Origin of the sequence: Haladaptatus salinisoli (assembly GCF_020614375.1) — an archaeon.
GTDB classification, from domain to species: Archaea; Halobacteriota; Halobacteria; order Halobacteriales; family Haladaptataceae; genus Haladaptatus; species Haladaptatus salinisoli.
Map to the genome: position 1 here is coordinate 2,428,822 of NZ_CP085327.1, position 21,454 is coordinate 2,450,275.

25 protein-coding genes and 2 tRNA genes are annotated in these 21,454 nt (G+C 65.1%); 8 read left to right on the plus strand and 19 right to left on the minus strand.

Annotation, left to right across the window (positions count from 1 at the left end):
* Window positions 1-3 precede the first annotated feature (3 nt).
* From LIX00_RS13265 to LIX00_RS13295, 7 genes are all read right to left on the minus strand, one after another.
* Window positions 4-456 carry a hypothetical protein gene (locus LIX00_RS13265; RefSeq protein WP_227353665.1) on the minus strand — a complete coding sequence of 151 codons (453 nt, stop codon included), beginning with the start codon at window positions 454-456 and terminating at the stop codon, window positions 4-6.
* Window positions 453-836: a DUF7971 family protein gene (locus LIX00_RS13270; RefSeq protein ID WP_227353666.1), complete on the minus strand. Its 384-nt coding sequence runs from the start codon at window positions 834-836 to the stop codon at window positions 453-455. The genes LIX00_RS13265 and LIX00_RS13270 overlap by 4 nt, the downstream gene beginning before the upstream one ends.
* A gap of 45 nt (window positions 837-881) precedes the next feature.
* Window positions 882-1,847: an aldo/keto reductase gene (locus LIX00_RS13275; protein ID WP_227353667.1), complete on the minus strand. Its 966-nt coding sequence runs from the start codon at window positions 1,845-1,847 to the stop codon at window positions 882-884.
* Between the two features lie 46 nt (window positions 1,848-1,893).
* A complete protein-coding gene (locus LIX00_RS13280; protein WP_227353668.1) occupies window positions 1,894-2,169 on the minus strand; it encodes a DUF8028 family protein in 276 nt (91 codons plus the stop codon).
* Window positions 2,170-2,387: 218 nt separating this feature from the next.
* Window positions 2,388-3,194, minus strand: a complete 807-nt coding sequence (locus LIX00_RS13285) for a ZIP family metal transporter (RefSeq protein ID WP_227353669.1) — start codon at window positions 3,192-3,194, stop codon at window positions 2,388-2,390.
* 139 nt (window positions 3,195-3,333) lie between these two features.
* Window positions 3,334-3,594, minus strand: coding sequence for a DUF8028 family protein (locus LIX00_RS13290; RefSeq protein WP_227353670.1), 261 nt, complete (start codon window positions 3,592-3,594; stop codon window positions 3,334-3,336).
* 379 nt (window positions 3,595-3,973) lie between these two features.
* Window positions 3,974-4,122 (minus strand) — tRNA-Met (locus LIX00_RS13295).
* Between the two features lie 196 nt (window positions 4,123-4,318).
* On the opposite strand from LIX00_RS13295, the gene LIX00_RS13300 reads away from it, so the two are divergent.
* Window positions 4,319-5,380, plus strand: a complete 1,062-nt coding sequence (locus tag LIX00_RS13300; RefSeq protein WP_227353671.1) for a DUF7115 domain-containing protein — start codon at window positions 4,319-4,321, stop codon at window positions 5,378-5,380.
* A gap of 208 nt (window positions 5,381-5,588) precedes the next feature.
* Window positions 5,589-6,119 carry a 2'-5' RNA ligase family protein gene (locus LIX00_RS13305; protein ID WP_227353672.1) on the plus strand — a complete coding sequence of 177 codons (531 nt, stop codon included), beginning with the start codon at window positions 5,589-5,591 and terminating at the stop codon, window positions 6,117-6,119.
* A 364-nt stretch (window positions 6,120-6,483) separates the two neighbouring features.
* Here LIX00_RS13305 and LIX00_RS13310 read toward each other — a convergent pair whose 3' ends face one another.
* Window positions 6,484-6,846, minus strand: a complete 363-nt coding sequence (locus LIX00_RS13310; protein WP_227353673.1) for a DUF5830 family protein — start codon at window positions 6,844-6,846, stop codon at window positions 6,484-6,486.
* Window positions 6,847-6,932: 86 nt separating this feature from the next.
* Here LIX00_RS13310 and LIX00_RS13315 point away from each other — a divergent pair, with 86 nt between their 5' ends.
* Window positions 6,933-7,577, plus strand: a complete 645-nt coding sequence (locus tag LIX00_RS13315) for a TVP38/TMEM64 family protein (protein ID WP_227353674.1) — start codon at window positions 6,933-6,935, stop codon at window positions 7,575-7,577.
* Here the strand turns inward: LIX00_RS13315 and LIX00_RS26070 are convergent, their stop codons facing one another.
* From LIX00_RS26070 to LIX00_RS13325, 3 genes are all read right to left on the minus strand, one after another.
* Complete coding sequence (locus LIX00_RS26070) at window positions 7,578-7,700, minus strand: HVO_2523 family zinc finger protein (protein WP_303659898.1); 123 nt, start codon at window positions 7,698-7,700, stop codon at window positions 7,578-7,580.
* 46 nt (window positions 7,701-7,746) lie between these two features.
* Entirely contained in the window at window positions 7,747-8,991 is a 1,245-nt protein-coding gene (locus tag LIX00_RS13320; RefSeq protein ID WP_227353675.1) for an aryl-sulfate sulfotransferase, read from the minus strand.
* Between the two features lie 103 nt (window positions 8,992-9,094).
* The gene (locus LIX00_RS13325) at window positions 9,095-12,172 is read right to left on the minus strand and encodes an adenosylcobalamin-dependent ribonucleoside-diphosphate reductase (RefSeq protein ID WP_227353676.1); all 3,078 of its coding nucleotides are present in this window, start codon (window positions 12,170-12,172) and stop codon (window positions 9,095-9,097) included.
* A 382-nt stretch (window positions 12,173-12,554) separates the two neighbouring features.
* Between LIX00_RS13325 and LIX00_RS13330 the strand changes: the two genes are divergently transcribed.
* Entirely contained in the window at window positions 12,555-12,716 is a 162-nt protein-coding gene (locus LIX00_RS13330; protein WP_227353677.1) for a hypothetical protein, read from the plus strand.
* Here the strand turns inward: LIX00_RS13330 and trpG are convergent.
* The 4 genes from trpG to trpD are packed head-to-tail and all read right to left on the minus strand — an operon-like array spanning window position 12,692 to window position 16,501.
* Window positions 12,692-13,315, minus strand: coding sequence for an anthranilate synthase component II (gene trpG / locus LIX00_RS13335; protein WP_227353678.1), 624 nt, complete (start codon window positions 13,313-13,315; stop codon window positions 12,692-12,694). The two genes, LIX00_RS13330 and trpG, sit on opposite strands and share 25 nt — an antisense overlap.
* On the minus strand, window positions 13,312-14,865 hold the full coding sequence (trpE, locus tag LIX00_RS13340) for an anthranilate synthase component I (RefSeq protein ID WP_227353679.1): 1,554 nt from the start codon (window positions 14,863-14,865) through the stop codon (window positions 13,312-13,314). Before trpE ends, trpG begins: the two co-directional genes overlap by 4 nt.
* Window positions 14,862-15,500, minus strand: a complete 639-nt coding sequence (locus tag LIX00_RS13345; RefSeq protein WP_227353680.1) for a phosphoribosylanthranilate isomerase — start codon at window positions 15,498-15,500, stop codon at window positions 14,862-14,864. Before LIX00_RS13345 ends, trpE begins: the two co-directional genes overlap by 4 nt.
* On the minus strand, window positions 15,497-16,501 hold the full coding sequence (trpD, locus tag LIX00_RS13350) for an anthranilate phosphoribosyltransferase (protein ID WP_227353681.1): 1,005 nt from the start codon (window positions 16,499-16,501) through the stop codon (window positions 15,497-15,499). The genes LIX00_RS13345 and trpD overlap by 4 nt, the downstream gene beginning before the upstream one ends.
* A 162-nt stretch (window positions 16,502-16,663) precedes the next feature.
* On the opposite strand from trpD, the gene LIX00_RS13355 reads away from it, so the two are divergent.
* Window positions 16,664-16,737: transfer RNA gene (locus LIX00_RS13355), tRNA-Val, on the plus strand.
* A gap of 153 nt (window positions 16,738-16,890) precedes the next feature.
* The gene (locus tag LIX00_RS13360; RefSeq protein ID WP_227353682.1) at window positions 16,891-17,043 is read left to right on the plus strand and encodes a hypothetical protein; all 153 of its coding nucleotides are present in this window, start codon (window positions 16,891-16,893) and stop codon (window positions 17,041-17,043) included.
* 91 nt (window positions 17,044-17,134) lie between these two features.
* Here LIX00_RS13360 and LIX00_RS13365 read toward each other — a convergent pair whose 3' ends face one another.
* Window positions 17,135-17,803: a DUF7344 domain-containing protein gene (locus LIX00_RS13365; RefSeq protein ID WP_227353683.1), complete on the minus strand. Its 669-nt coding sequence runs from the start codon at window positions 17,801-17,803 to the stop codon at window positions 17,135-17,137.
* A gap of 142 nt (window positions 17,804-17,945) precedes the next feature.
* A complete protein-coding gene (locus LIX00_RS13370) occupies window positions 17,946-18,281 on the minus strand; it encodes a lycopene cyclase domain-containing protein (protein WP_227353684.1) in 336 nt (111 codons plus the stop codon).
* A 95-nt stretch (window positions 18,282-18,376) separates the two neighbouring features.
* Between LIX00_RS13370 and LIX00_RS13375 the strand changes: the two genes are divergently transcribed.
* The gene (locus tag LIX00_RS13375; protein WP_227353685.1) at window positions 18,377-19,519 is read left to right on the plus strand and encodes a CBS domain-containing protein; all 1,143 of its coding nucleotides are present in this window, start codon (window positions 18,377-18,379) and stop codon (window positions 19,517-19,519) included.
* Window positions 19,520-19,661: 142 nt separating this feature from the next.
* On the opposite strand, the gene radB is transcribed toward LIX00_RS13375, so the two are convergent.
* A complete protein-coding gene (radB, locus tag LIX00_RS13380; RefSeq protein WP_227353686.1) occupies window positions 19,662-20,360 on the minus strand; it encodes a DNA repair and recombination protein RadB in 699 nt (232 codons plus the stop codon).
* A gap of 85 nt (window positions 20,361-20,445) precedes the next feature.
* Between radB and LIX00_RS13385 the strand changes: the two genes are divergently transcribed.
* Entirely contained in the window at window positions 20,446-21,174 is a 729-nt protein-coding gene (locus tag LIX00_RS13385) for a RuvC family protein (RefSeq protein WP_227353687.1), read from the plus strand.
* A gap of 45 nt (window positions 21,175-21,219) precedes the next feature.
* On the opposite strand, the gene LIX00_RS13390 is transcribed toward LIX00_RS13385, so the two are convergent.
* Window positions 21,220-21,444, minus strand: coding sequence for a hypothetical protein (locus LIX00_RS13390; RefSeq protein ID WP_227353688.1), 225 nt, complete (start codon window positions 21,442-21,444; stop codon window positions 21,220-21,222).
* Window positions 21,445-21,454 lie beyond the last annotated feature (10 nt).

A 21,454-nucleotide genomic window follows, 5' to 3' on the forward strand; every position in this document is an offset into this window, starting at 1 on the left:
GACTCAGTCCGACCCCACCGCTCCGGCGGCGATTCCGACGACGAGGAGTAAAACGACCGCTCCCGCGAGCGCGACCGCTCCCGCTCCGACGCCCAGCATCCCCCCGAACGCGGCGAGCGCCCCGTCGGAACCGGTGAGCCAGACGGCCGCACCGCTCAGAACGGCCAGCGACGCGACCGTGGCGAGCGCGCCGTGCACCCCTCGGCGCGTCCGACCGCCGCCCGCGTAGTTTCCGGCGACGCGGCTCCCGACCGGGACGGCGACCGTGCTGGCGAGAGCCGCGACCCGGACGAGCGCGTCCGACGTTTCGAGGAGCAGGAGCGCTGCCGGGACGAGGTGCGCGCCGAGAGCGACGAGCATCCCGACCGCAATCGCACCCCCGTCGACGCGCCGCGGGACGGGTCGTCCGCTCTTCGCCCTGCGGACGCGGGCCAGCGGCGAATCGTCGTCCGTCATCGGCCGGGGCGGATGCCGTCGCTGACGATGCGGGCGTTCCGCTCTCGGTCGATGTGCGCCGAGAGGTCGTCGTGGTCGTACAGTTGCCGGATGAGGGCGGCGTGCAGGTCGCGCCACGCCATCGCGTAGATGGGCGACTGTCCCCACGCGCGGAGTTCGGCGACGAAGTCGTCGTACTGCTCCCAGCGCGTCTCGAAGCGCTCCACCACGTCCACGGCCGCGCTCGCGACCTCCTCGTCGGCGTCGGTCTCCTCGGCGAGCCGGTTGAGGCGGGCTTCCCACCCCGCGACGGCCTCCCGCATGTCGCGGGCCGCGGCGTCGCCGTCTTCGGGGAGCGAGTCGACGATGGCGTCCGGAACCGACAGCGAAATCTCGTCCATGGGGTGAGGTTGTTCGTAATCCGTCAAAAACGCTTGGCTCGTCGGTCAGGCCGACTTCGCGCTCGCCAGTCGCTCGAACTGCTCGTCGGTGAGCGACACGTCGGTCGCGGAGAGGTTCTCCTCCAACTGCTCGACCGTCCGCGCGCCGACGATGGGCGCGGTGACGGCGTCGTGTTCGAGCAGCCACGCGAGGCTGACCGCGGCGGGGGTCGTTCCGACCTCCTCGGCGACCGCTTCGACGACCTCCAGCGCGTCGAAGTTCTCCTCGGTGAGATAGGAGTCGCGGAACTGCTGGTCGGTCGCGCCGCGGGTCCCCTCCGGCGGTTCCTCGCCCCGCGAGTACTTCCCCGTCAGGAAGCCGCCGGCCAGCGGCGACCACGGGACGAGACCGATGTCGTAGTCCTCGCACATCGGCAGGTAGTTCGGCTCTATCTCGCGGTTGACGAGGTTGTAGCGCGGCTGTGCGAGTCGGAACGGTTCGTACTCCATCTCGTTCGCCTTCGCGACCTTCCACGCGTTCGGTTCGAGCGTCGAGGTGCCGAGGTAGTTCACCTTCCCGTCGCGGACGAAGCCGTCGAGCGTCCGCATGAACTCATCTGCGGGCGTGTCGTCGTCCCAGCGGTGGATGTAAAGCAGGTCGATGTAGTCGGTGCCGAGTCTGTCGAGGATGCGGTCTATCTGTCGGCGCAGGTGCTTGCGCGAGAGGCCCCGTCCGTTCGGGTCGCCCTTCCGGGTCGGCCAGTATATCTTCGAGGCGGCGACGAAGTCCTCGCGGTCGCGGTCCGCGAGCCAGTTGCCGATGTATCGCTCGCTCTCGCCGTCGCCGTACATGTCGGCGGTGTCGACGAAGTTCCCGCCGGCGTCGGCGTAGGCGTCGAGCAGTTCGTGGGCGCGCTCCTCGCCGATTTCGACCTCGCCGTCGTCGTTCTCGCGCCCGAATCGCCACGTCCCGAACGCGATTTCGCTCACCTTGGTGCCGGTGCTTCCCAGCGACACGGTTTCGAGTCCCATGTCTCGAGGGTTTCGAGAGGGGAGGGTTAAATCGACCGAAGGCGGGTCACTCTCGGCCGTAGGAGTGGCCGACGAACAACGCCAGGACGTTGCACGCCAGCAGGGCGGAAAAGACCGTCAGTTCGGCGCCAGCGAGACCGTTCAGGAAGAGCGGGACGTAGAGGAACGGCAGCGCGACCGCGGCCCAGAAGCCGACGAACTGGATCGGCGTCGTCAGCGAGTGCTCGCTGTACCTCGCGCGCAGTGCTGTGAGTTTTCGGCGACCGTCGACGACCCGTTCGACGACGGAGTCGCCGTTCTCGAAGCGAGTTGTTCCCGTCATGGTTGACACACCGAACCCGGACGAACGGTGGACGGGAGCGACCTTATAACGGACCGAGCGTTGGAGCGAGTTCACACCGTTTACCGGCGGCCTCCCCGTTCGCTTTCGCGCGCTGAGAGCGCCCGATACGATTTAAAACCGTTTTTGCGAACTCCTCTCCGAGACCGGGTTCGGCGGACGGCGGGATAAATTTCGTCACCGTGAGCGGGGAGATGGAGTCAGATGAACGCGAGCGGGAGCATCAAGAGGACGCCTGCGGCGAGTCCCGAAAGGAGTTCGCGGTGCCCTCCGCCCGGTAACCCCTTCCCTACTTCGAGCGCTTCCGGGATGAATTCGGACGCGACGAGGTATATCATCGCCCCCGCGGCGAAGCCGAACCCCATCGGCAGTAACTCCCGCGCGGTGCGGACGAAGTAGTACGCGATGACGGCCCCGATGGGTTGCGGGAGGCTGGAGAAGACGGACCACCAGACCATCCGCCACTTTCCGACGCCCATGGAGTGGAGCGGGATGGAGATGGCGACGCCTTCCGGAACGTTGTGGATGGAGATTGCGACGGTCATGAAGACCGCCAGTAACGGCACTGCGAATCCGGCGATTCGGGGCGCACCTTCGAATCCCAGGTCGGCGAACGAGACGCCGATAGCGACGCCTTCGGGGAAGCTGTGTACCGTGAGGATGCCGAGGATGAGCACGAGTTTCCTGACGTCCGCCTCCTCGTACCGCTTCGGACTCACCTCCGCGCCGGAGATGATTCGGTGGCTCGCGACGACGAGGGCGACGCCGACCACGAGACCGACGACGACCCCGGTGAGACTGCCGCCGTTCGCGCTCGACAGCCCCTCGAAAATCAACCCGAAGACGGATGCGGAGACCATTATCCCCGAGGCGAGCCCCCAGAGCGCGACGTTCCAGCGGTCGCTCACGTCATCCACGAGAAAGAACGGAAGCGCGCCGACGCCGGTCGCTAGCGCCGTGACGAGACCCGCGAAGAACACCAGGACGAGATTACCCAGTACGTCCATGACTACAGTTGGGTCTCCGTTCGGATAATTCTTATCACAGAACTTACGTTTTTGGCCAGCCTTAAAATAGATGCCGACACGAAACGGATTACTTCCTAAATTTGAAAGTATTTTTCGAAGAGACTCAAAGAGGGTTTGTTCAGTCGCGGTTGTAGCCGTGGCCGACGACCACGGCGACGAGATTGAGCGCGAGGAGCACGTCGAACAGGTCGGCGGTCGGCGAGAGATTTCCGCGATAGAGAAGCGGGAGGTAGCCGAACGGAAGCGCGACGGCGACCCAGAAACTCAAGCACTGAACCGGGGTGAAGAGCTTTCGCGCTGCGGTCCGGGCGACGCTACGCGAGACCGAGAGTTCGAAGTTCGATGCGCGGTCGTTCTGTAGGGTTGGAGGACTTGACATGAGTTCTCTCGAATGTATCCATTCGTACGACCGGTGGGGTCATATAACGGAACGAGAGTACAGCGAAATTCGAGCTATTTCATAATTTAGATATCCTTTACCGACGTTTTACGAACGCTTTAAATCCGCTTAGACGTTTTAAAACCGATTTTGGACTAGTTTCTCACGATCGGTCCTGAAAACGTATCGCATCGAATACTCATCGGGAACTTTCGGCCGACTAGCGACAGCGAAGTGACTCATTCCCGTTCGAGGCAGTTGGCTGGTAGTTCGCGCTCGGTGACCGACTTCGCGGAGCGAACTCCCCGTCGTTTCGGAGGTGGCGCGAGCGGCGCGTCGCGGCGTCGACGCTCCGCGAACGGATTTGTTTTCGATAGAATGCCCGGGGAGGGCTCCGAACCCTCGATCTCCGCATGACCCAGGTTCGAGGCGTGGCGGGCCTCACGGGCATGGGAGGTTTCCAAGGCCTGAGCGCCAAATCTCAGAACCCTATGAGTGCGGCGCTATGTCCAGCTAAGCCACCCGGGCTCGATTACGGGTAGGGAACTGCCACTCTTTAAAGTTCCCATCTTCACCGATGGAGGGCGTCGGTGAGATGCGTCGACGCTCCGGCGTCCCGCGGTATCGGTGCGCACGCCCGCCGACTCTCGTCGGCTATCGCACCGGTCATGTTTGTGTCGTATCTACCCGTCGGTTTTAAGATAGGTGGATGACCATTCCCTGCATGAGCGTTCCGGAAATCGTACAGTCCAGTCTTGGAGACGAACACGTTGCCGCGGAAGTGTCACTTGGCGGTGAGGACGTCCTCTACGTGACGCCGACGCGGACGCTTATCTATCGGGCCGACGGTCTGCTGAGCGACGAGTCCGTCGAAGAGTATCCGCACGACGCGGAACGAATCGACGTCTCGGAGGGGCGGCGGAAATCCGCCGTCTCGCTCGACTACGGCATCGACGGCACCGACCAGTTCAAAGTACCGACGAAGCGCCTCCACGACGCCCTCCACCCGGTCATCGCCGGCGTGTTAAACGCGGCCGGTATCACCGACGCGAACGAACAGGTCATCCAGACGTACCAGTTCAGCGAACTCACGCTCGTGCTCACCAGCGCCCGCGTCGTGAAACACGTCGGCGAAGCGATCTGGGACGGGGACTTCGAGCAGTTCCACTACGCGGACGTCACGCGCCTCGACGTGGAAGAGGGCAACGTCTCCTCGCAGATAATCATCGAAGTCGACGGCCGTCCGCAGCGCATCAAAACGCCGAGCGACCGGACGCGCGAAGTCCGAGAGCGCATCGAGCAGGGGCTCCTCTCCTACCACGACGTCGGCTCGTACGCGGAGTTCGAGCGGACCGTCGCCCCCGACGAAGAGCCGGAGCCGGAGTCGGATCGGAACGTCTCGTTCGCCGAGGACGACGACGTGTTCGGCAGCGGCGTCGACCCGCTCGACGCGAACCCGCCCGAACTGGACGAGGAAGGACAGATAATCGAGGAACCCTCCGTCGACGCGCTCGACGGAGACGACCTCGCCGCCGAATCGGAACCGGAAATCGGCGGCGAGGACGACGCGCCGGAGTCCGAAGTTTCGGACGACCGCGGTTCGGACTCCGAAGAGACGACCGGGTTCGCCGACTCGGGATTCGAGTCCGCCAGCGAGAACTTGGACGACTCCACGGAGGCGCAACTCGCGGCGCTCACCGAGGCCGTCGAGCGACAGAACGAACTGCTCGAACGACAGCAACGCACCGTCGAGCGACTCGTCGAGGAACTCACTCGCGCCCGGTAATCCGGCAGACACGAACCGTCGGCGGCGCTCGCTGCGGTGCGGTGGACGCGAGGGGCGCTGGAGGAATGCGTCTATCACGATTCATCCGTCGCACCGGCCTGAGAGGGCAGTATGGAATCAACCATCGACCCGCGCAGCTATTGATCTACTTGCGCTCAACGAGCATAAATATAAAAGCACTTTTTAAAGAAGTCGGAGAATTCCGACTATGCCGACGATCATCGGGTGCACGCTTCCCGACCCGTATTACAGCACCGTCGAATCTGTCCGAGATGAATTAGTAGATACGTTCGGCGTTGACGAGTATATCAACCCGTTCCCGCACTTTACGTTGTATCCTCTGGACGACGGTGTCGATATCACGGCGATTGTAACCGCCGTTGAGGCGGCGACGGAAGACCGGTCTCCGTTTTCGGTGCATACCGATGGGATCGGTCTCTTCCCTCAGAATATCGTCTGGCTCCCCGTCGCTAAATCGCCCGAACTCACGGCTCTCCAGTCCGACGTCGCACGGGCGGTTGGGAGTTTAGGAACGCCGCCGGTCCCGTACTACGAACCGCATCGATGGTTCCCACACGTTGGCTTCGCGGTCGGTGAAGATGAGGAGCAAACCAGTGACATCGTTACGTTCCTGCTGGACTACGATTTCGAGTGGGATTTCACCGTAGATAACGTTACAATCACTCGACCGCCCGCCGACGGCGAAAAGTACGAAGTAATGGCGTCTATCGATCTTTGAATACGCTATACGGAGAGTGCCTCGTCGAGCGGGACGATGCCGAGCGTTGGAAGCACGCCGACGGAATGGCGAAATATCGGCGATGAGGTCGGCCTCCGTTCCGGCAGGTCCGAGGAAAACTCGCGCCGTTTCGGTCGGGTGAGCGCGTCTCGACGTCCACCGAACTAACGGCTGCGAAGTTGCGAATTTCGACCCGATTACTGGGGGCTACTGGGGTTGCGAGCGTTCGCTGTCATCGCTCGTGGCCTCCGACTCCCTCGCCGTAAATCGCGCTCTCCGTACGTGACACTGCGATCGAGAAGCCGCGCGACCGATGCGCGCATTCGGCACGGTCGCCGGAACTCGTCAGTACGAGCGAATTAATTCACTCGCGCCCGGTGACCTTCCGGATGCAGGACGACCCGAACGGACCGTGTTCGCCCGCGTCGAGTTTCATGAAGTAGCCCGTCGAGATTCCCGTTCCGCAGCGCCGGCAGGTAAAATCGCCCTCCTTCGTCACCACCTCGCTCTCGAATCGGACGAACCCGCCGCCGCTCGGTCGGACGATACCGTTTTCGCGCTCGATGACGCCTCGCTTTTCGGCCTCGTCGAGGATGGTTCGCGTCGTCGTCGGATCGGTGGTGATGGTCTCGATGCGGTCTACCGCCTCCGCGACCGACAGTTCGGACCGCTCGAGTTTGCTCAGCAGTTCGACCCCGAGGGCCACGGGGTCGTCGTCGCCCTCCATCGCCTTCGACTCCCACCCGGAGCGGATTAAACGTTGCGCGCACGGGCGGAAAGAACTTAACCCTCCCGCCGGCTACCCTCGGAGGAATGGCGCGTGCGCAGATTCGGCGGCAAGTCGTCGGCCTCGCGGCGGTCGCGCTGGTCGTCCTCGCCGGGCTCGCGCTCTCCCCGGAGGTCGTCTTCCGGCAGGTCGAGCGCGCGACCGCGAATCCCTTCCTCGCCGCCGGGTTCTTCTGCGTCGTCTACCTCGTTCGACCCCTGTTCGCGTGGCCGACCTCGGCGGTCGCTGTCGCGGTCGGCTACGTCTACGGCCCGGTCGCCGGATTTCCGCTCGCGCTCGCCGGGACGGTCGCGAGCGCCTGTCTCCCCTTCGCCGCCGCTCGGTACTTTCGAATCGACGCGGGACCGTTCGGTCGTCTCGGCGCCTCCGGGGAGCGGTTCTTCGACGCGACCGGCGACCTTCGCGGGATGGTCGCCTCGCGCCTCGCGCCGGCCCCGTCCGACCCCGTCTCGGCGGCGGCGGGACTCTCCGGCGTCCCGTGGCGCGCGTTCGTGCTCGGCACCGCGCTCGGCGAGGTACCGTGGACGGCCGCGGCGGTGCTGGCCGGCGGTTCGCTCGACGTGCTCTCGGTCGGCCGACTGAGCAAGAACTGGTGGCTCGTCGTCGCCGCCGCGGTCGCGGCGCTGCTGTTGGTCGCCAAACCCGCCCGCGAAGCGCTGCGGCGGGCGTAATCACCAGAAATTGTCCGAGCAGTCGTAGACGACCCCGTGCCGGGGACATACGTACTTGCAGTGACGCCGGTACATCGACTCCTCGCAGAGCGGACAGGGTCGTCCTCGCGGCTTCTCGGCCATGCGTTACGCTACCGCCCGCGAGTCGCTTGACTGTTTCCACCCCCGCTCAGGGCGAAAACCACCGGTCTCTCACCAGCAGTACGCCGCCCGCTATCCAGAGGACGACCGCGACGATGACCGAGAGGACGTGGAGCTCCGAAATCCAGAACGGGAGCGAGACGACGTGACGAGCCCCGGTGAGGAGCGTGGACAGGACGGGGACCTCCACGTTGCGGTTTCCGAGGACGTTGTACCCGTTCTCGGTACCGTAGGGTTCCCCGAACGATTCGCCGTACGGAACGCGGTCGGCCTCGTACGGCAGATCCGGAACTCGATAGCTACTCACAAGGCTCCCGTTTCTCGTTATCTCGACCACGCGGTTGTTTCGACTGTCGGTGATGAGCGTGTTTCCGTTCGGCAGGCGGTCGGCGTCGCGGGGCCAGTCGAGCACGATGCCGTCCGCCTCGTACACGGTCCACGCCTCCTCCCAGCGCCCCGTCGACTCGTTTTTGTGGAGTTCGACGACCCGATGGTTCTCGGAGTCGGCGACGAGCACCGCTCCGTCGCCGAGCCAGTGCGGGTTGTGTTGCTTGTTGAGGAGCGACGGGTCGCGGTTCTTATTTATCACCTCGACCACGCCCTTGCCGCGCTCCACGATGACCAGTTGGTTCGTGTTCCGGACGGAGACGAGATACCGTCCCTTGCCGATTCGGTCCACGTCGTTGATGTGGAGCCAGTCGGTCTTCGTCGGGTCGGGCGGCGCGTCGTAGTACTGACTCGCGTTCCAGACCCACGTCTGCTTCCCGGTGGTCAGGTTGAGCGCGTAGATGCTCTCGTACTCCATGTCCGCGACCAGTAACTCGCCGTTGGGGAGCATCTCCGCGTCGTGAACCTCGCTGTCCTCCCGCGTTCGAACCGGATAGCTCCACTGTCCGACTATCTTCGGTTTCCCCTTCGTGTCGATGAACCGGACCCCGGTTCGCTTGCAGGGCGGGTCGAACTGGCCGCACCGCTTGTACAGGCCGTCGGCGAACGTCGCCAGTACGGTTCCGTTTTCGAGCTTCGACACGCCCTGATAGCTGATGGCGTTCCCGATGGTCCACAGCTGGCTCCCGTTGCTGGCGAGCGCGGTCACGTTGCCGCCCCACCCCGGCCCCTGCACGCCGACCAGCATCGTGGTGTTGTCCGCTCGCGTCGGTGCCTTGTTCGTGTTCGGTGCGAACGCCCACCCAGCGCCGAAGGTCAGTCCGACGAGTAGCAAACCCGTGAGGATGAGTACGACCCCCCGCGACGCGTTACTCCGTAATTCCATCCCTCCCTTGTCCCCCGATTTAGTTAATCCTCTCAGTCAAAGGATGTGACTGTACTTGTCAGTTCCGGCCGTCGGACGCGAAAAATGGAACGCTACGATTGCGTTACGAGCACTCGCTCCAGCCGCAGGATTCGCAGGTCTTACAGCCTTCCGAGAAGTACAGCGAGAGCGATCCGCAGGTGGGACACTCGGGACTCTCCCCGGCGTCGATGAGCGACTGGGAGGCGTCTTTCGTCTCGACCGCCCCGCCGTCCGTCTCCGTGTCGTCCGCCGTCTCTTCGAGCGTCACCTGTTGCGGGTACGCGGCCTTCTCGATTTCCCCGTCGAGGTAGCGCCGCATCGCCACGCCGATGGCGTCCGGGATGGAGTTTATCTGCTCGCCCTTGTCCCACGCGACCTTCGGACTGCGGATGCCCTGCAAGTCGGCGGCGATCTCGTTCGGGTCGACGCCCGACCGGAGCGCGTAGCTGATGACCTTCGCCAGCGCCTCCGTGAAGGAGTTGGTGAACCCGCCGGAGTTGCCGATGGTGGCGAACAGTTCGAACGGTTCGCCGGCCTCGTCCTCGTTGATGTTGACGTACATCTTGCCGTAGCCGGTGTCGATGCGCTGGGTCACGCCGTGGAGCACGTCCGGGCGCGGACGCTCCTTCGCGTAGGCGCCGCCCGTCACGCCGTCCTCCGCCAGACTGGAGAGTTCGCCGCCGAGCGCGGCCTGCACTTCCTCGTTCTCGATGAAGCTCTCGATGCCGCCGAACACGTCCTCGATCTGTTCCGCGATGGTCGCCGCGGCCTCGTCCTCGTCGGCGAACTCGGCGTTGTCGGCGCGCGTGGTGAGCACCTGCTTCGAGCGGGTGCCGTCGCGGTAGACCGTGACGCCCTTTCCGCCGTGGTCGTAGATGTAGCGGTACACCTCGTCCATGTCCTCCTTGGTCGCGGAGTTCGGGAAGTTGCAGGTCTTCGAGATGGCCGAGTCGACGCCCTGCTGGCAGGCGCACTGCACCGCGGCGTGTTGCTTGCCGGTCAGGTCGCCCGTCACGACGAACAGTTCGCCGATGGCGTCCGGGACGGTTTCCAGTCCCTCGACGCCCGAGAACTCGTTTTGCGCCATCTGTTCCTGGGCCTCTTCCTTGACCGCCTCGACGTCGATGTCGTTCGCCTCCAGCGTCCGGAGGAAGTAGTCGTCGAACTCCACGAGCATCTCGTCGCCCTGCACGTCGTCGGAGACGTTCTTGTAGTAGGCGACGTTGTAGATGGGTTCGCAACCGCCCGTGGTGTTGCCGACCATCGAAGTCGTGCCGGTCGGCGCGATGGTCGTCGTGTTGTGGTTGCGGATCGGGAAGCCTTCCTTCCACTTCTGGGGGTTGAGTCCGGTCTGGTGCTCGAACCACTCGGGGTAGTCGGTGGGGTTCGCGTACTTCGAGTCCGACCAGTCGTTGAACGACCCGCGCTCCTCGGCGAGTTCGTGGGACGCCCACTTCGACTCGTGGTTGATGTGGGTCATCAACTGCCGGGCGATTTCGTTGCCCTCGTCGCTGCCGTAGCGGACGCCGAGTTGGATGTACAACTGGGCCAGCCCCATGATGCCCAGCCCTATCTTCCGCATATCCCGGACCTTCTGCTCAATCTTCTCGACCGGGAAGTCGGACATCGTGACGACGTTCTCGAGGAACCGCGTCCCCCACTCGATGCGGTGGTCGAACTCCTCCCAGTCGACGGCGTCCCGGAGGAACGCGTCGACGGCCTCGGAGAGCGACTCGTAGTTGTCGCCGTTCTCCTCGTACCAGACGCGCCAGTCCGGCGCGTCGAGGTCGGCGACCGTCGAGAGGTTGATGTGGCCGAGGTTGCAGGCCTCGTACTCCTCGAGCGGCTGCTCGCCGCACGGATTCGTCGCCAGAATCCGGTGGTCGGGGTGTTTCTCCACGTCGAAGGAGTGTTCCTTGTTCACCCGTTCGAGGTAGATGACGCCGGGTTCGCCGTTCTCCCACGCCCCTTCGACGATGCGGTTCCAGAGGACCTTCGCGGGAATCGAGAGCACCTCGCCCGCCTCGACGTACTCGCCGAGGCCGAACATGTCGTAGAGTTCCTTCGTGTGCTCGGTGGCGACGTGCGGTTCCTCGGTGCGCGGGTTGGTGAAGACGAACTCCTCGTCCTCGTAGAGCGCCTCCATGAAGCCGTCCGTGACGCCGACGGAGATGTTGAAGTTGGAGAGGTGCCCCTCGGCGGCGTTCCGGAGGTGCTTCGGGACGCGCCCCTCCTCGTCGATGAGTTCGCGGGCCTCTTCGAGCGCCTCCTTGAACGACGTGTGCGTGTAGTCGTCGGGGTCGTTCAGGCGGAGGCTGTTGGCGAGGCTCACGTCCTTGTTCTTCGCGTGGATGAACTGGATGATGTCGGGGTGGGAGACGCGCATGACGCCCATCTGCGCGCCGCGCCGCGCCCCGCCCTGCGCGATGGTCTCGCACATCTGGTCGTACGTCCGCATGAACGTGATGGGACCGGACGCGATGCCGCCCGTCGAACCCACGGCGTCGCCGTACGGTCGGAGTCGCCAGAAGGCGTAGCCCATGCCGCCGCCGGACTGGAACACCTCGGCGGCCTCCTTCGCGGTCTGGTGGATGTCGGTGATGTCGTCGTCAGGCGAGTCGACGAAACACGCGGAGAGCTGCTGGAGTTCGTCGCCCGCGTTCATCAGCGTCGGCGAGTTCGGGACGAACGATAGCTGCTCCATCAGGTCGCGGAACTCGTCTCGAACCGACTCCACGTGTTCGCGGATGTCGTCGGGGAGTTCGGGGACGACGGTGTCGTAGGCGAACTTGTTGACGTTGTAGACCGTGAGCGTCGTCTCCGCCTCGTCGTCCGCCGCGGTTCCCTTTCCGAACACCTCGGCCGCGAGTTCGTCCCGACGGGGGTGGTCGGGCTTCAGCTGGTCGGGGGTTACCGTGACGTCGACGCCCCGATTCTCGGCCTCGTAGACCGCTTCCGCGAGCGCGATGTTCTCGGCGACGCGGGGGAACAGTTCCTCCTGGGTCTCGACGAGGTTCCCGTCCGCGTCCTTCCGGAGGTATCGCGCCGGGAGGATGTTGTGGTACGCGTTGCCCGTCATTCGGTCTTCGAGGGTTGCCCCCTCGGTGCGCTTGACCGGGAGGGTGACCTCGTCGGCGTCCGTCTCGTGCGCGCCGCTCATTCGAGCGTCACCACCGCGCCAGCGGTTCTCTGTGTGCCGATTCGCCCTTCGATGCGTGTGTCGACCCGTTTCATTCGTGACGAAGAATCCATCTTACCCATCCCAAATTAAGTTTGCTTTCTTTACCGCAAGTGTGGTTGTATAGCAACGCCTCTGATTTATTCTTCTCGATTGACAGTCCCCCGGCTGGCGACTGGTTTCGACCTACTCGAACTAAGAGGGCGGGGATTATAAGAGTGTTCAGTCCGGGGCGAAAGTGACCTGTACGAAGATATTTCTCGCGGTAGCGGTTCCGCGCCGGCCCCACCGCCTCTCGATTTTCGCTCGAACGAGAATCGACATCATCGATACGTTTACCACTCGGTATTGCGTCACTTCTCGTATGCTCCCCTCGGCCATCGAACCCGTCGGCGTGCTCGCGGTCGTCGTCGCTATCGTGTTGCTCGTCTTCGCCGTGCGTTTCGCCCTCAAACTCGTCTGGCGCGTCGCCATCGTCGGCGTCCTCATCGTCGCCGCACTCTACGCGGCCGGCGTGCTGGTGTAGCGGACGAGGAAATTCTCGATTACTTCCCTCCCTCGCGCCGTGAGCACGCTTTCGGGGTGGAACTGCACGCACTCGATGGGGTGTTCGCGGTGGCGGACGCCCATCACGAGTTCCTCGCCTCGATGGGTCGTCGTCGCGCTCACGTCGAAGCAGTCCGGCACCGTCGTCGAGACGAGCGAGTGGTACCGCCCGGCGCTGAACCCCTGTTCCAGCCCGCCGAACACGCCGATTCCGTCGTGTTCGACCGGAAACGCCTTCCCGTGAACCGGCTCCGGTGCGCGACCGATTTCGCCGCCGTACACGTGCACCGCCGCCTCCAACCCGAGGCAGACGCCGAGCGTCGGAATCTCGGGCGAGAGCTCGCGGAGCACCGCGCTCGTGACGCCCACATCCCGCTCGTTCTCAGGATGGCCCGGGCCGGGACTGATGACGATGGCGTCCGGGTCCGCGTCGCGGATATCGCCCAGCGACGCGGTGTTCTTCACGACCACCGTCTCGACGTCCGCGTCCGGTCGGGCGGCGCGAAGCGCCTCCTCGGTGTACTCCACGAGGTTGTACGTGAACGAGTCGAAGTTGTCCACGAACAGCACGCGGGTCATCGCGGCACCTCCGCGAGTTCGCGCTCCATCGCCTCCAGCGCCGCCAGCACGCCACCCATCTTCTGTTCGGTCTCCTCGAACTCGGCGGCCGGGTCGCTGTCGGCGACGACTCCCGCGCCGGCCCGCACCGTGATTTCGTCCGGGTCGCCCGACTCCACCGTCGCCGTCCTGATGACGATGGCGAAATCGGCGTCGCCCGTCCACGAGACGTAGCCGACGCCGCCGCCGTAGACGCCCCGCGGGCCGGATTCGAGTTCGTGGATTATCTCCATCGCCCGAATCTTCGGCGCGCCCGTCAGCGTCCCGGCGGGGAAGGTGGCGCGCACCGCGTCGAAGGCGTCGCTGTCCGCTGCCAGCGTCCCCGTCACGGTGCTCTCGATGTGCTGGACGTGGCTGTACTTGATGACGTTCATGAACTCCTCGACGCGCACGCTCCCCGACTCGGCGACCCGGCGCACGTCGTTCCGGGCGAGGTCGACGAGCATCGCGTGCTCCGACCGCTCCTTCTCGTCGGCCAGCAGTTCGCCGGCGAGCCGTCGGTCCTCCATCGGACTCCCGCCCCGCGAGCACGTCCCGGCGATGGGATTCGAGACGATCCGGTCGTCGTGAACCGACACGAGCGTCTCCGGACTCGCGCCGACGACGGTCAGGTCGTCGTAGCCGAGGAGGTACATGTACGGCGACGGGTTCACCTCGCGCAGGGCGGCGTAGAGTCCGAGCGGATCGATGTCCGCGTCGATCCGTCGCTTGCGCGAGACGACGCCCTGATAGATGTCGCCCGCCTCGACGCGTTCTTTCGCCCGCTCGACCGCGTCCTCGTACGCGGCTCGCGGCTCCGCCGTCTCGGCTTCCGGTACGTACCCTCCGAACGCTCGGCCGTCCGCCGATTCGAGCGCGTCGCCGACGCGCTCCGCCTCCGCGACCAGTTCGTCGTACAGTTCGCCGGGGTCGTCGTCCGGCGAGACGAGGGGGGTGAACGCGAGCGAGAGCGTCCCCTCGACGTGGTCGAAGACGAGCGTCTTCGTGTTCAGGACGAACTGCGCGTCCGGCAGCCGCGTCTCGGGGCGCTCGATACCCTGCTCTTCCAGCCAGAGGTCGTACACCGCGTCGTAGGCGAGGAAGCCGACCAGACCGCCGGAGAACGCCCCGCCGTCCGGAAATCCTCGGCGCGGAACGTCGGGGAACGCCCCGCGGAGTCGGTCGAGGACGTCTCCGTCCTCGACCGCGGGGGTAACGGACGCTCGGCCGCCCCATCCGTCGTCCAGCGTCCGGACGTCGGTTCCGTCCGGCCCGACCGCGACGACCGCTTCGGGGTCGTACCCAACGAACGAGTAGCGCGCCCGGCGGTCGTCGGTCGCCGCCGGGTCGAACGCGCCGTCCGGGTCGCTGGAGGCGACCTTCTCGGCGCTTTCGAGCAGGAAATCGTACTCGCCGCCGCCGAGCACCGAGTACGCCGCCAGCGGGTCGACCGACGCGTCGAGGTCGGTCGCCGCGTGGACGACGGCGGGCCGGTCGCCGTCGGCGAGCGCCTCGAACTCGGCGCGGTTCATCGTTGCGCGACCGGTCTCCGCGCCGACTTCGCGTTCGCGACGAACGACTCGACGGCGGCGGCGTCCTTCTCGCCCCCTTTCGATTCGACGCCGCTCGCCACGTCGACGGCGAACGGTTCGACCGTCCCGACCGCCTCCGAGACGTTCTCGGGCGTCAGCCCGCCGGCGAGCACGACCGGCGTTTCGAGCGAATCGACGGTTCGTCGGGCGCGTTCCCAGTCGTGGGTTCGCCCCGTCCCGCCCGTCGTCCCGGCGTCCAGCAGGAGGGCGTCGGCGAGGCCGTCGTAGCGTTTCGGTTGCTCCTTCGTCGCGTCGACGGCTCCGACGACGTTCGCGTCCACGTTCGCGGCGAGATAGGCGAGGTCGCCGACGCTCGTCCCGTGAACCTGCACCGCGTCGGGTTCGACGGCGCGCGCGAGTTCGACGGCGCGCTCGGGGCGCTCGGGCATCGTCACCAGCACGGTGGTCACGAACGGCGGGACTTCTCGGGCGAGTTCGGCGGCTCGGCTCGGGTCGATCTCTCGCGGCGAATCGACCGGGACGTCCACGAGCAGGCCGACGGCGTCGGCTCCCGCCGAGACAGCGGTCCGGAGGTCGTCCTCGCGGGTCACCCCGCAGATTTTCACCCGCGTCACGCCGACACCGCCCCCGCCATCGCCGCGAGTTGCTCGCCCGCGCGACCGGAGTCGATGGCTCGCCGCGCCCGTTCGACGCCGTCTTCCAGCGAGGTCGCTCGCCCGGAGACGTACACCGCGGCTCCGGCGTTGGCCAACACGATGTCCCGTTTCGCACCGTTCACGCCGCCTTCCACGATTCCGCGGAGGTCGCTGGCGTTCTCGGCGGGCGTTCCCCCCGCGACGGCGGCCACGTCGTGTCGGCCGACGCCGAGGTCTTCGGGCGAGAGGGTGTACTCCTCGATGGTTTCCCCGTCGACTTCCGCGACGGTCGTCTCCCCGTGGACGGCGATCTCGTCCATCCCCGAGCCGTGGACGACCAGCGCGCGCGACACGTCCATGTGCGCCAGCGCGCGGGCGAGGACGGGCACGAGGTCGGGGTCGTAGACGCCGACGACCTGCGCGTCGGCTCCCGCCGGGTTCGTCAGCGGCCCGAGCACGTTGAAGATGGTTCGCATGCCGAGTTCGCGCCGGGGGCCGATGACGGCCTTCATCGCGGGGTGGAAGACGGGCGCGAGCATGAAGCCGATTCCCCGCCGCTCGATGGCCCGCTCGACGGCGGGCGGTTCCGAATCCACGACGACGCCGACCTCTTCGAGCACGTCCGCGCTCCCGGAGGACGACGAGACGGAGTAGTTGCCGTGTTTCGCCACCGGGACGCCCGCGCCGCTCGCGACGATGGCCGAGGTCGTCGAGACGTTGATGGTGTCGTACTCGTCGCCCCCCGTGCCGCAGGTGTCCACCAGCGGCGTCCGGTCGGGGGAGATGGTTCGCGCCGCCGCTCGCATCCCCTGCGCGAACCCCGCGATTTCGGCTTCGGTCTCTCCCTTCGCGCGCAGTCCGGAGAGGAGCGCGCCGATTTGGGCCTCTGTCGCGTCCTCGAAGACGGCGCTCGCCGCCTCCCGCGCTTGCGCGAGCGTGAGGTCGCGGCCATCCGTGACGAGTTCGATGTAGTCCTGCATAGTGGAACACCAGTGTATTGTTTAGGTCTATAGTGAACACATTCGTACATCAACTTAAGCCTATCGCCGCGGTACCCGGAGCCGAAATCCGGCCACGGCGCGGGATTTCGAAACCTTCAATTACCCCTGCGGCCAACGAAGGAATGCGTCCGAAAGCCGACTGGGTTTGTGGTCTAGTTGGTTATGACACCTCCTTGACATGGAGGAGGCCGGCAGTTCAAATCTGCCCAAACCCACTCTCTTTGCAGCGAACCTCGGATTAATTCGACTCCTTACCCGGTTCAGGACCCGCCTACCGGTTGTCTAACTGACGGATAATAAAATAGACATCCGGCGTAGACGTATCCGAGAAGATCGGAACGGCACGAACGTTCGGTTCGAGTTCATAGGTGAAGACCGCCCTCGCAAACCACCACCCCTTTCGTGCGACGATCACCGTCTCAACCGTCGTTTTCGAGGACGGAACATCGGCGCGGCGAACCGACCGTCGACGAATCGGCGACTCGCGCTCCGGCGCGAGCGCCGCTGACCAACACCGGTGAGAAGTTCGGCAAGAAGCGACCGGCGCTCACCGCCCTTGCGTTCTCCGCGCTAGTCGCTTCCGACGACGAGTCGATAAAAGCGTATCCGGTTCTACTCGTCCAGAATCTCCGGCATGGGTTCGCCGGTCGTTGACTCTCGTCGCGCGTCGTAAGTGTGAGCTACCGCGACGAGCGTGAACGCGAGAACGACGAGTAGGGCGAGACCGATGTCGGCGATTCCGGCGAGCGGCGGGACTTCCAGCCACGCCGCGGTGAGCAGCGCGAATCCGCCGGCGGCGAGTCCGAGATACCGTTTGCACCACGAGATATCGTCGCCGGTGTTCGTTTCGAGGTACGGGTCGAGCTGCTCCGCGGCGGTGGCGAGTTCCACGATGCCCCGGTTCTGGTTGTAATCCACGATCCCCGCGTCGTCGAGTTTCGGGAGGTGCGATTGATAGAGCGCGGTGTAGACTCGCTTTCGCTCCGCGGCCGAGATGGCGCCCACCGTGGTGTCGTTCTCCCACGCGGCCACCTGCTCGGCAAGGTCGCTCAACTGGACGGTTTCTTCGGCCTGTTTCAGGTAGTGAAGAGCGTACCGGCGGCGCTGATTTTTCAGTACGTCGAAAACCATGTCGCGGGAGAGGGGTGTGGCCCGCTCTTCCTGCGACTGCTTCGATTCGAATATGTCCGAAACGTGTTCAGCGACGGTCGAGTCCGACCCGCTCGATTGGCTGTCCGTATCGTTACTCCCCGTGCCAGAGGAGTCGCCGATTGTGCTCATTACTCCGCCACCCCTTGCTCGTAACCCAGCATGGATTCGAACATTACCGGGTTTGTTCTTTGTTATTCACCATTTACCAGAGGTAAACGAGTGGTTACGGAAAATGACAGTCCACCCATACCGTCCAGCCTTCCGGCGGTAATCACCGCTTACCGGCCGTCTCGGGCGCCTCATCTCGGATGTGCCACAGGTTCTCGTGGACGCCGAGCACGAGCGCCGGGACGACGACCATGAAGACGTGTTCCTCGATGGGTATCCCCGCCAGTTCGACCCCGGTCCGAAGGGGTATCTCGAACACGCCGATGGTGAGCGTGTACCAGTCCCAGACGTAGGCGAGCGGGTACAGGACGAGGATGGTCTTCCCGGCGCGGGCGAGGGCGTCCGCCCGCGCGAGCAACAGGAGCGCGAGCAACCCGAAGACGACTTCGCTGGCGAGGTACGTGTACGGGCCGAACACCGCGCCGATGTCTGGTAACACGTCCGCTACGTACGGTTTCCGCGCCTAAAAACCCCGCAGAGATGCTCCTCGTGCGACAAAGTTCAAGACCACGGAGTACGACATTCAAAACGACGATGGATATCTCTGACATCGCGACCACGGAGTACTTCGAGATCGAAGCGGAGGAACGACTCGGAAAGGCGCGCTCGATCTTCGAGGAGGAGAACCCGAAGGGCATCGTCGTGACCAAGGCGGGTGAGTACGACGGAGTCATCACCCAGAAACAGCTCCTGCAGTCGCACATCGAAGACCAGACGAAAGTGGCGACGCTCACGAAACCCGCGCCCAAGGTGAACTGGAACGACGGTGTACGCGATGTCGCGCGGGCGCTCGTCGAAGGTGGGACGAAGGTCGCGCCCATCTTCGAGGGCGACCAGGTCTGGGGCATCGTCGACGAGGACATGATACTCGAAGGCGTCCTCGAGAATCTGGACGCCCTCGTCGTCGAGCAGATATACACGGAAAACCCCATCACGATTCCCGAAGACGCGACGCTCGGCCGCGTCATAAACAACATGCGGGAGCACAGCATCTCCCGCCTCCCGGTCGTGAACGACGACGGTTTCCTCACCGGCATGGTCACGACCCACGACATCGTCGACTTCGTCACCCGGAACATGGACAAGCCGACCACGGGCGAGCGCACGGGCGACAGCAACCGGATGCTCGACTTGCCCGTGTACGACGTGATGAACAGCCCCGTCGAGACCATCCCGCTCACCGCGACCGTCCGCGAGGCGGTCGAACTGATGTTCGAGAAGAACTACGCCGGACTCGTCGTCACGCCCGAGGACGACCAGCGCGTCGTCGGCGGTATCCTCACCAAGACGGACGTGCTCCGCGCCCTCACGTTCACGGAGGAGGACCACATGGACGTGCAGATTACGAACATCAGCCTCCTCGACACCATCTCCCGGCAGGACATCCGCGAGAGCATCGAGGAGATCACGAACAAGTATCAGGAGATGCACGTGCGCCACGCTCACGTCCGGTTCCACGAGCACAAAGAGAAGCTCCGCGGGACGCCTCTCGTGCAGTGTAAGATCCGCCTCCGCACCAACCGCGGACAGGTCGCGGGGTCCGGCGAAGGCTACGGCGCGGAGCAGGCGTTCAACGTCGCCCGCGACACGCTGGAGCGCAACGTCCTCGAACTCAAGGGCCTCCAGAGCGACCGGGAGTACGAGGGCCAACTGCTCCGGAAGCTCAACGAACTGTAACCGAGAGGGTCGTATCCGTCGTTTACTTCCCGTTTTTCCGCGTCGATAGCGCCGCGACTCGCTCCGTTTCCGTAACTCGTCGGCGGTGTCGCTGCGCGACGGTCGCGGTCGTCCTCCTCGAAAACGAAAATCAGTCGGCCTCTCAAATCGTCTCTTCCGCGCTCTCGAGTCCCGAGTCGGTGATGCGGAACTGGGCGCGTCCCCCGGCGGACTTCGACCGGTGTTTTTCGAGGGTGGCCCGGCGTTTCCCGCCGCGGAAGCGGTCGACCCGGAGGACGACGCCCGTCCAGTGTTCGAGCGTGTGCCCCCCGAGGGGGCGGGTGCCGTCGGAGTCCGGGTCGGTGTACACTTGGTTCGTCAGCAGGACGGCGATGTCGTACTTTCGGGCGAGCGACAGCAGGTGGGTGACCTGGCGGGCGACTCGGCGGAGCGCCTCGCCGGCCTTCTCGTCCTCGCTCCGTTCGAGGCGGTAGAATCCGGTCGCGCTGTCGACGACGACGAGGTCCGCGCGCTCGGCGAACTCCGTCACGTCCCTGACCGCTTCCTCCTGTTCCCCGAAATCGAGCACTTCCTTGATGACGATTCGGGAGGCGAGTTCGTCCACGTCGTCGGCGCGCGCGCCGGCGACCTGCTCGAAGCGGTCGACGGACAGTCCCTCGGTGTCGATGTAGACCACGGTTCCCCCGGCTCGCGCGGTTTCGACGGCGGCTCCGAGCGCCACGTTCGTCTTCCCTGCGGCGGGCGGCCCGTACACCTGCGTCACGGTTCCGCGCTCCAGTCCGCCTCCGAGCAGGTCGTCCACGGACGGGCACCCGGTCGTCAGTTTCTCGGCGTCGGTCACACCTCCTCTTGGTACTTCTCACGCAAAAGGTTCCGGTTTCGACGCGACCGTTGTGCCTTTGTTCCGCCGCCGCGAACTGCGTGTAGTGACAGTCGTCGTTGCGACAGCGGATTTCGAAGTGTACCACGACGTGGTGAACGAACTGCGCGACAGGGGCGTCCGGTTTACGACGGTCGAACCGGGCGACGACCTCCCCGAGGGCGCGCGCGTCTGCATCCGGGCCGAGGGCGACGACGTCGACGTCGACCTCCCCGTCGTCGTCGCCGACCCGGAACGGCCCCGCGAGGCGGTCGAGGAGGCGCTGGCCCTCCTCCGGGGCGAAACGGGAAGAACCGTCGTCGGCGTCGACCCCGGAACGCGCCCCGGTATCGCGGTTCTCTCCGGCGACCTGGTGACCGCGGCGTTTCACGTTCCCCTCGCGGACGCCGCGGCTATCGTCAAAGAGGAGGTCGAAGGCGCGGTCGACCCCGTCGTTCGAATCGGCGACGGCGCGCGACTGCAGGGCGCGCAACTCGTCCGCGAACTCGACGACGTGCGGGTCGAACTGGTGGACGAAACGGGGACGACCCCCTTTCTCGGCACCGGTGCGCGGGGGATGGGCGACGCGCTCGCGGCGGTCAACATCGCGCGACTGGAGGGCGAGGTCGTCGAGGAGCGCGAGATAGAACCGACCGCGGGCGAGTTGGGCGTCATCAAGCGGCGGTCGCGCGAGCACTCGGCGGACAACCGCGAAATCGACGAGGAACTGGCTCGCCGGGTCGCCGCGGGCGAGTTGACCATCGAAGAGGCGCTCGACGAGCACCGCGAGGAGTGAGACGATCGGGGACGAGGGCGACGACCCGAGGCGGCCCGAGACGACTCAGAGTTCCACGAGCACGGTGAACCGGTGCGCCTCGTCGTCCGGGCATCGGAGATGCTCTTCTTTCACGATGGTTCCGGAGAGCAACTGCTTGCCGACCTTCTGGAACTTGTCGAGTTCGACGTGCCCCTTCTCGCGGGTGACGACCTCGCTGTCAGGGTCGGTTTCGAACGTGCCCATTCCCGCACAGCCCTCGAACGGACACTGGACGCGAACGCGGACCATACCCAGACTA

Bases quoted from the DNA above. Each gene is read 5' to 3' on its own strand.
- LIX00_RS13265 (WP_227353665.1), bottom strand. From the start codon at position 456: ATGACGGACGACGATTCGCCGCTGGCCCGCGTCCGCAGGGCGAAGAGC.
- LIX00_RS13270 (WP_227353666.1), bottom strand. From the start codon at position 836: ATGGACGAGATTTCGCTGTCGGTTCCGGACGCCATCGTCGACTCGCTC.
- LIX00_RS13275 (WP_227353667.1), bottom strand. From the start codon at position 1,847: ATGGGACTCGAAACCGTGTCGCTGGGAAGCACCGGCACCAAGGTGAGC.
- LIX00_RS13280 (WP_227353668.1), bottom strand. From the start codon at position 2,169: ATGACGGGAACAACTCGCTTCGAGAACGGCGACTCCGTCGTCGAACGG.
- LIX00_RS13285 (WP_227353669.1), bottom strand. From the start codon at position 3,194: ATGGACGTACTGGGTAATCTCGTCCTGGTGTTCTTCGCGGGTCTCGTC.
- LIX00_RS13290 (WP_227353670.1), bottom strand. From the start codon at position 3,594: ATGTCAAGTCCTCCAACCCTACAGAACGACCGCGCATCGAACTTCGAA.
- LIX00_RS13300 (WP_227353671.1), top strand. From the start codon at position 4,319: ATGAGCGTTCCGGAAATCGTACAGTCCAGTCTTGGAGACGAACACGTT.
- LIX00_RS13305 (WP_227353672.1), top strand. From the start codon at position 5,589: ATGCCGACGATCATCGGGTGCACGCTTCCCGACCCGTATTACAGCACC.
- LIX00_RS13310 (WP_227353673.1), bottom strand. From the start codon at position 6,846: ATGGAGGGCGACGACGACCCCGTGGCCCTCGGGGTCGAACTGCTGAGC.
- LIX00_RS13315 (WP_227353674.1), top strand. From the start codon at position 6,933: ATGGCGCGTGCGCAGATTCGGCGGCAAGTCGTCGGCCTCGCGGCGGTC.
- LIX00_RS26070 (WP_303659898.1), bottom strand. From the start codon at position 7,700: ATGGCCGAGAAGCCGCGAGGACGACCCTGTCCGCTCTGCGAGGAGTCG.
- LIX00_RS13320 (WP_227353675.1), bottom strand. From the start codon at position 8,991: ATGGAATTACGGAGTAACGCGTCGCGGGGGGTCGTACTCATCCTCACG.
- LIX00_RS13325 (WP_227353676.1), bottom strand. From the start codon at position 12,172: ATGAGCGGCGCGCACGAGACGGACGCCGACGAGGTCACCCTCCCGGTC.
- LIX00_RS13330 (WP_227353677.1), top strand. From the start codon at position 12,555: ATGCTCCCCTCGGCCATCGAACCCGTCGGCGTGCTCGCGGTCGTCGTC.
- trpG (WP_227353678.1), bottom strand. From the start codon at position 13,315: ATGACCCGCGTGCTGTTCGTGGACAACTTCGACTCGTTCACGTACAAC.
- trpE (WP_227353679.1), bottom strand. From the start codon at position 14,865: ATGAACCGCGCCGAGTTCGAGGCGCTCGCCGACGGCGACCGGCCCGCC.
- trpD (WP_227353681.1), bottom strand. From the start codon at position 16,501: ATGCAGGACTACATCGAACTCGTCACGGATGGCCGCGACCTCACGCTC.
- LIX00_RS13365 (WP_227353683.1), bottom strand. From the start codon at position 17,803: ATGAGCACAATCGGCGACTCCTCTGGCACGGGGAGTAACGATACGGAC.
- LIX00_RS13375 (WP_227353685.1), top strand. From the start codon at position 18,377: ATGGATATCTCTGACATCGCGACCACGGAGTACTTCGAGATCGAAGCG.
- LIX00_RS13390 (WP_227353688.1), bottom strand. From the start codon at position 21,444: ATGGTCCGCGTTCGCGTCCAGTGTCCGTTCGAGGGCTGTGCGGGAATG.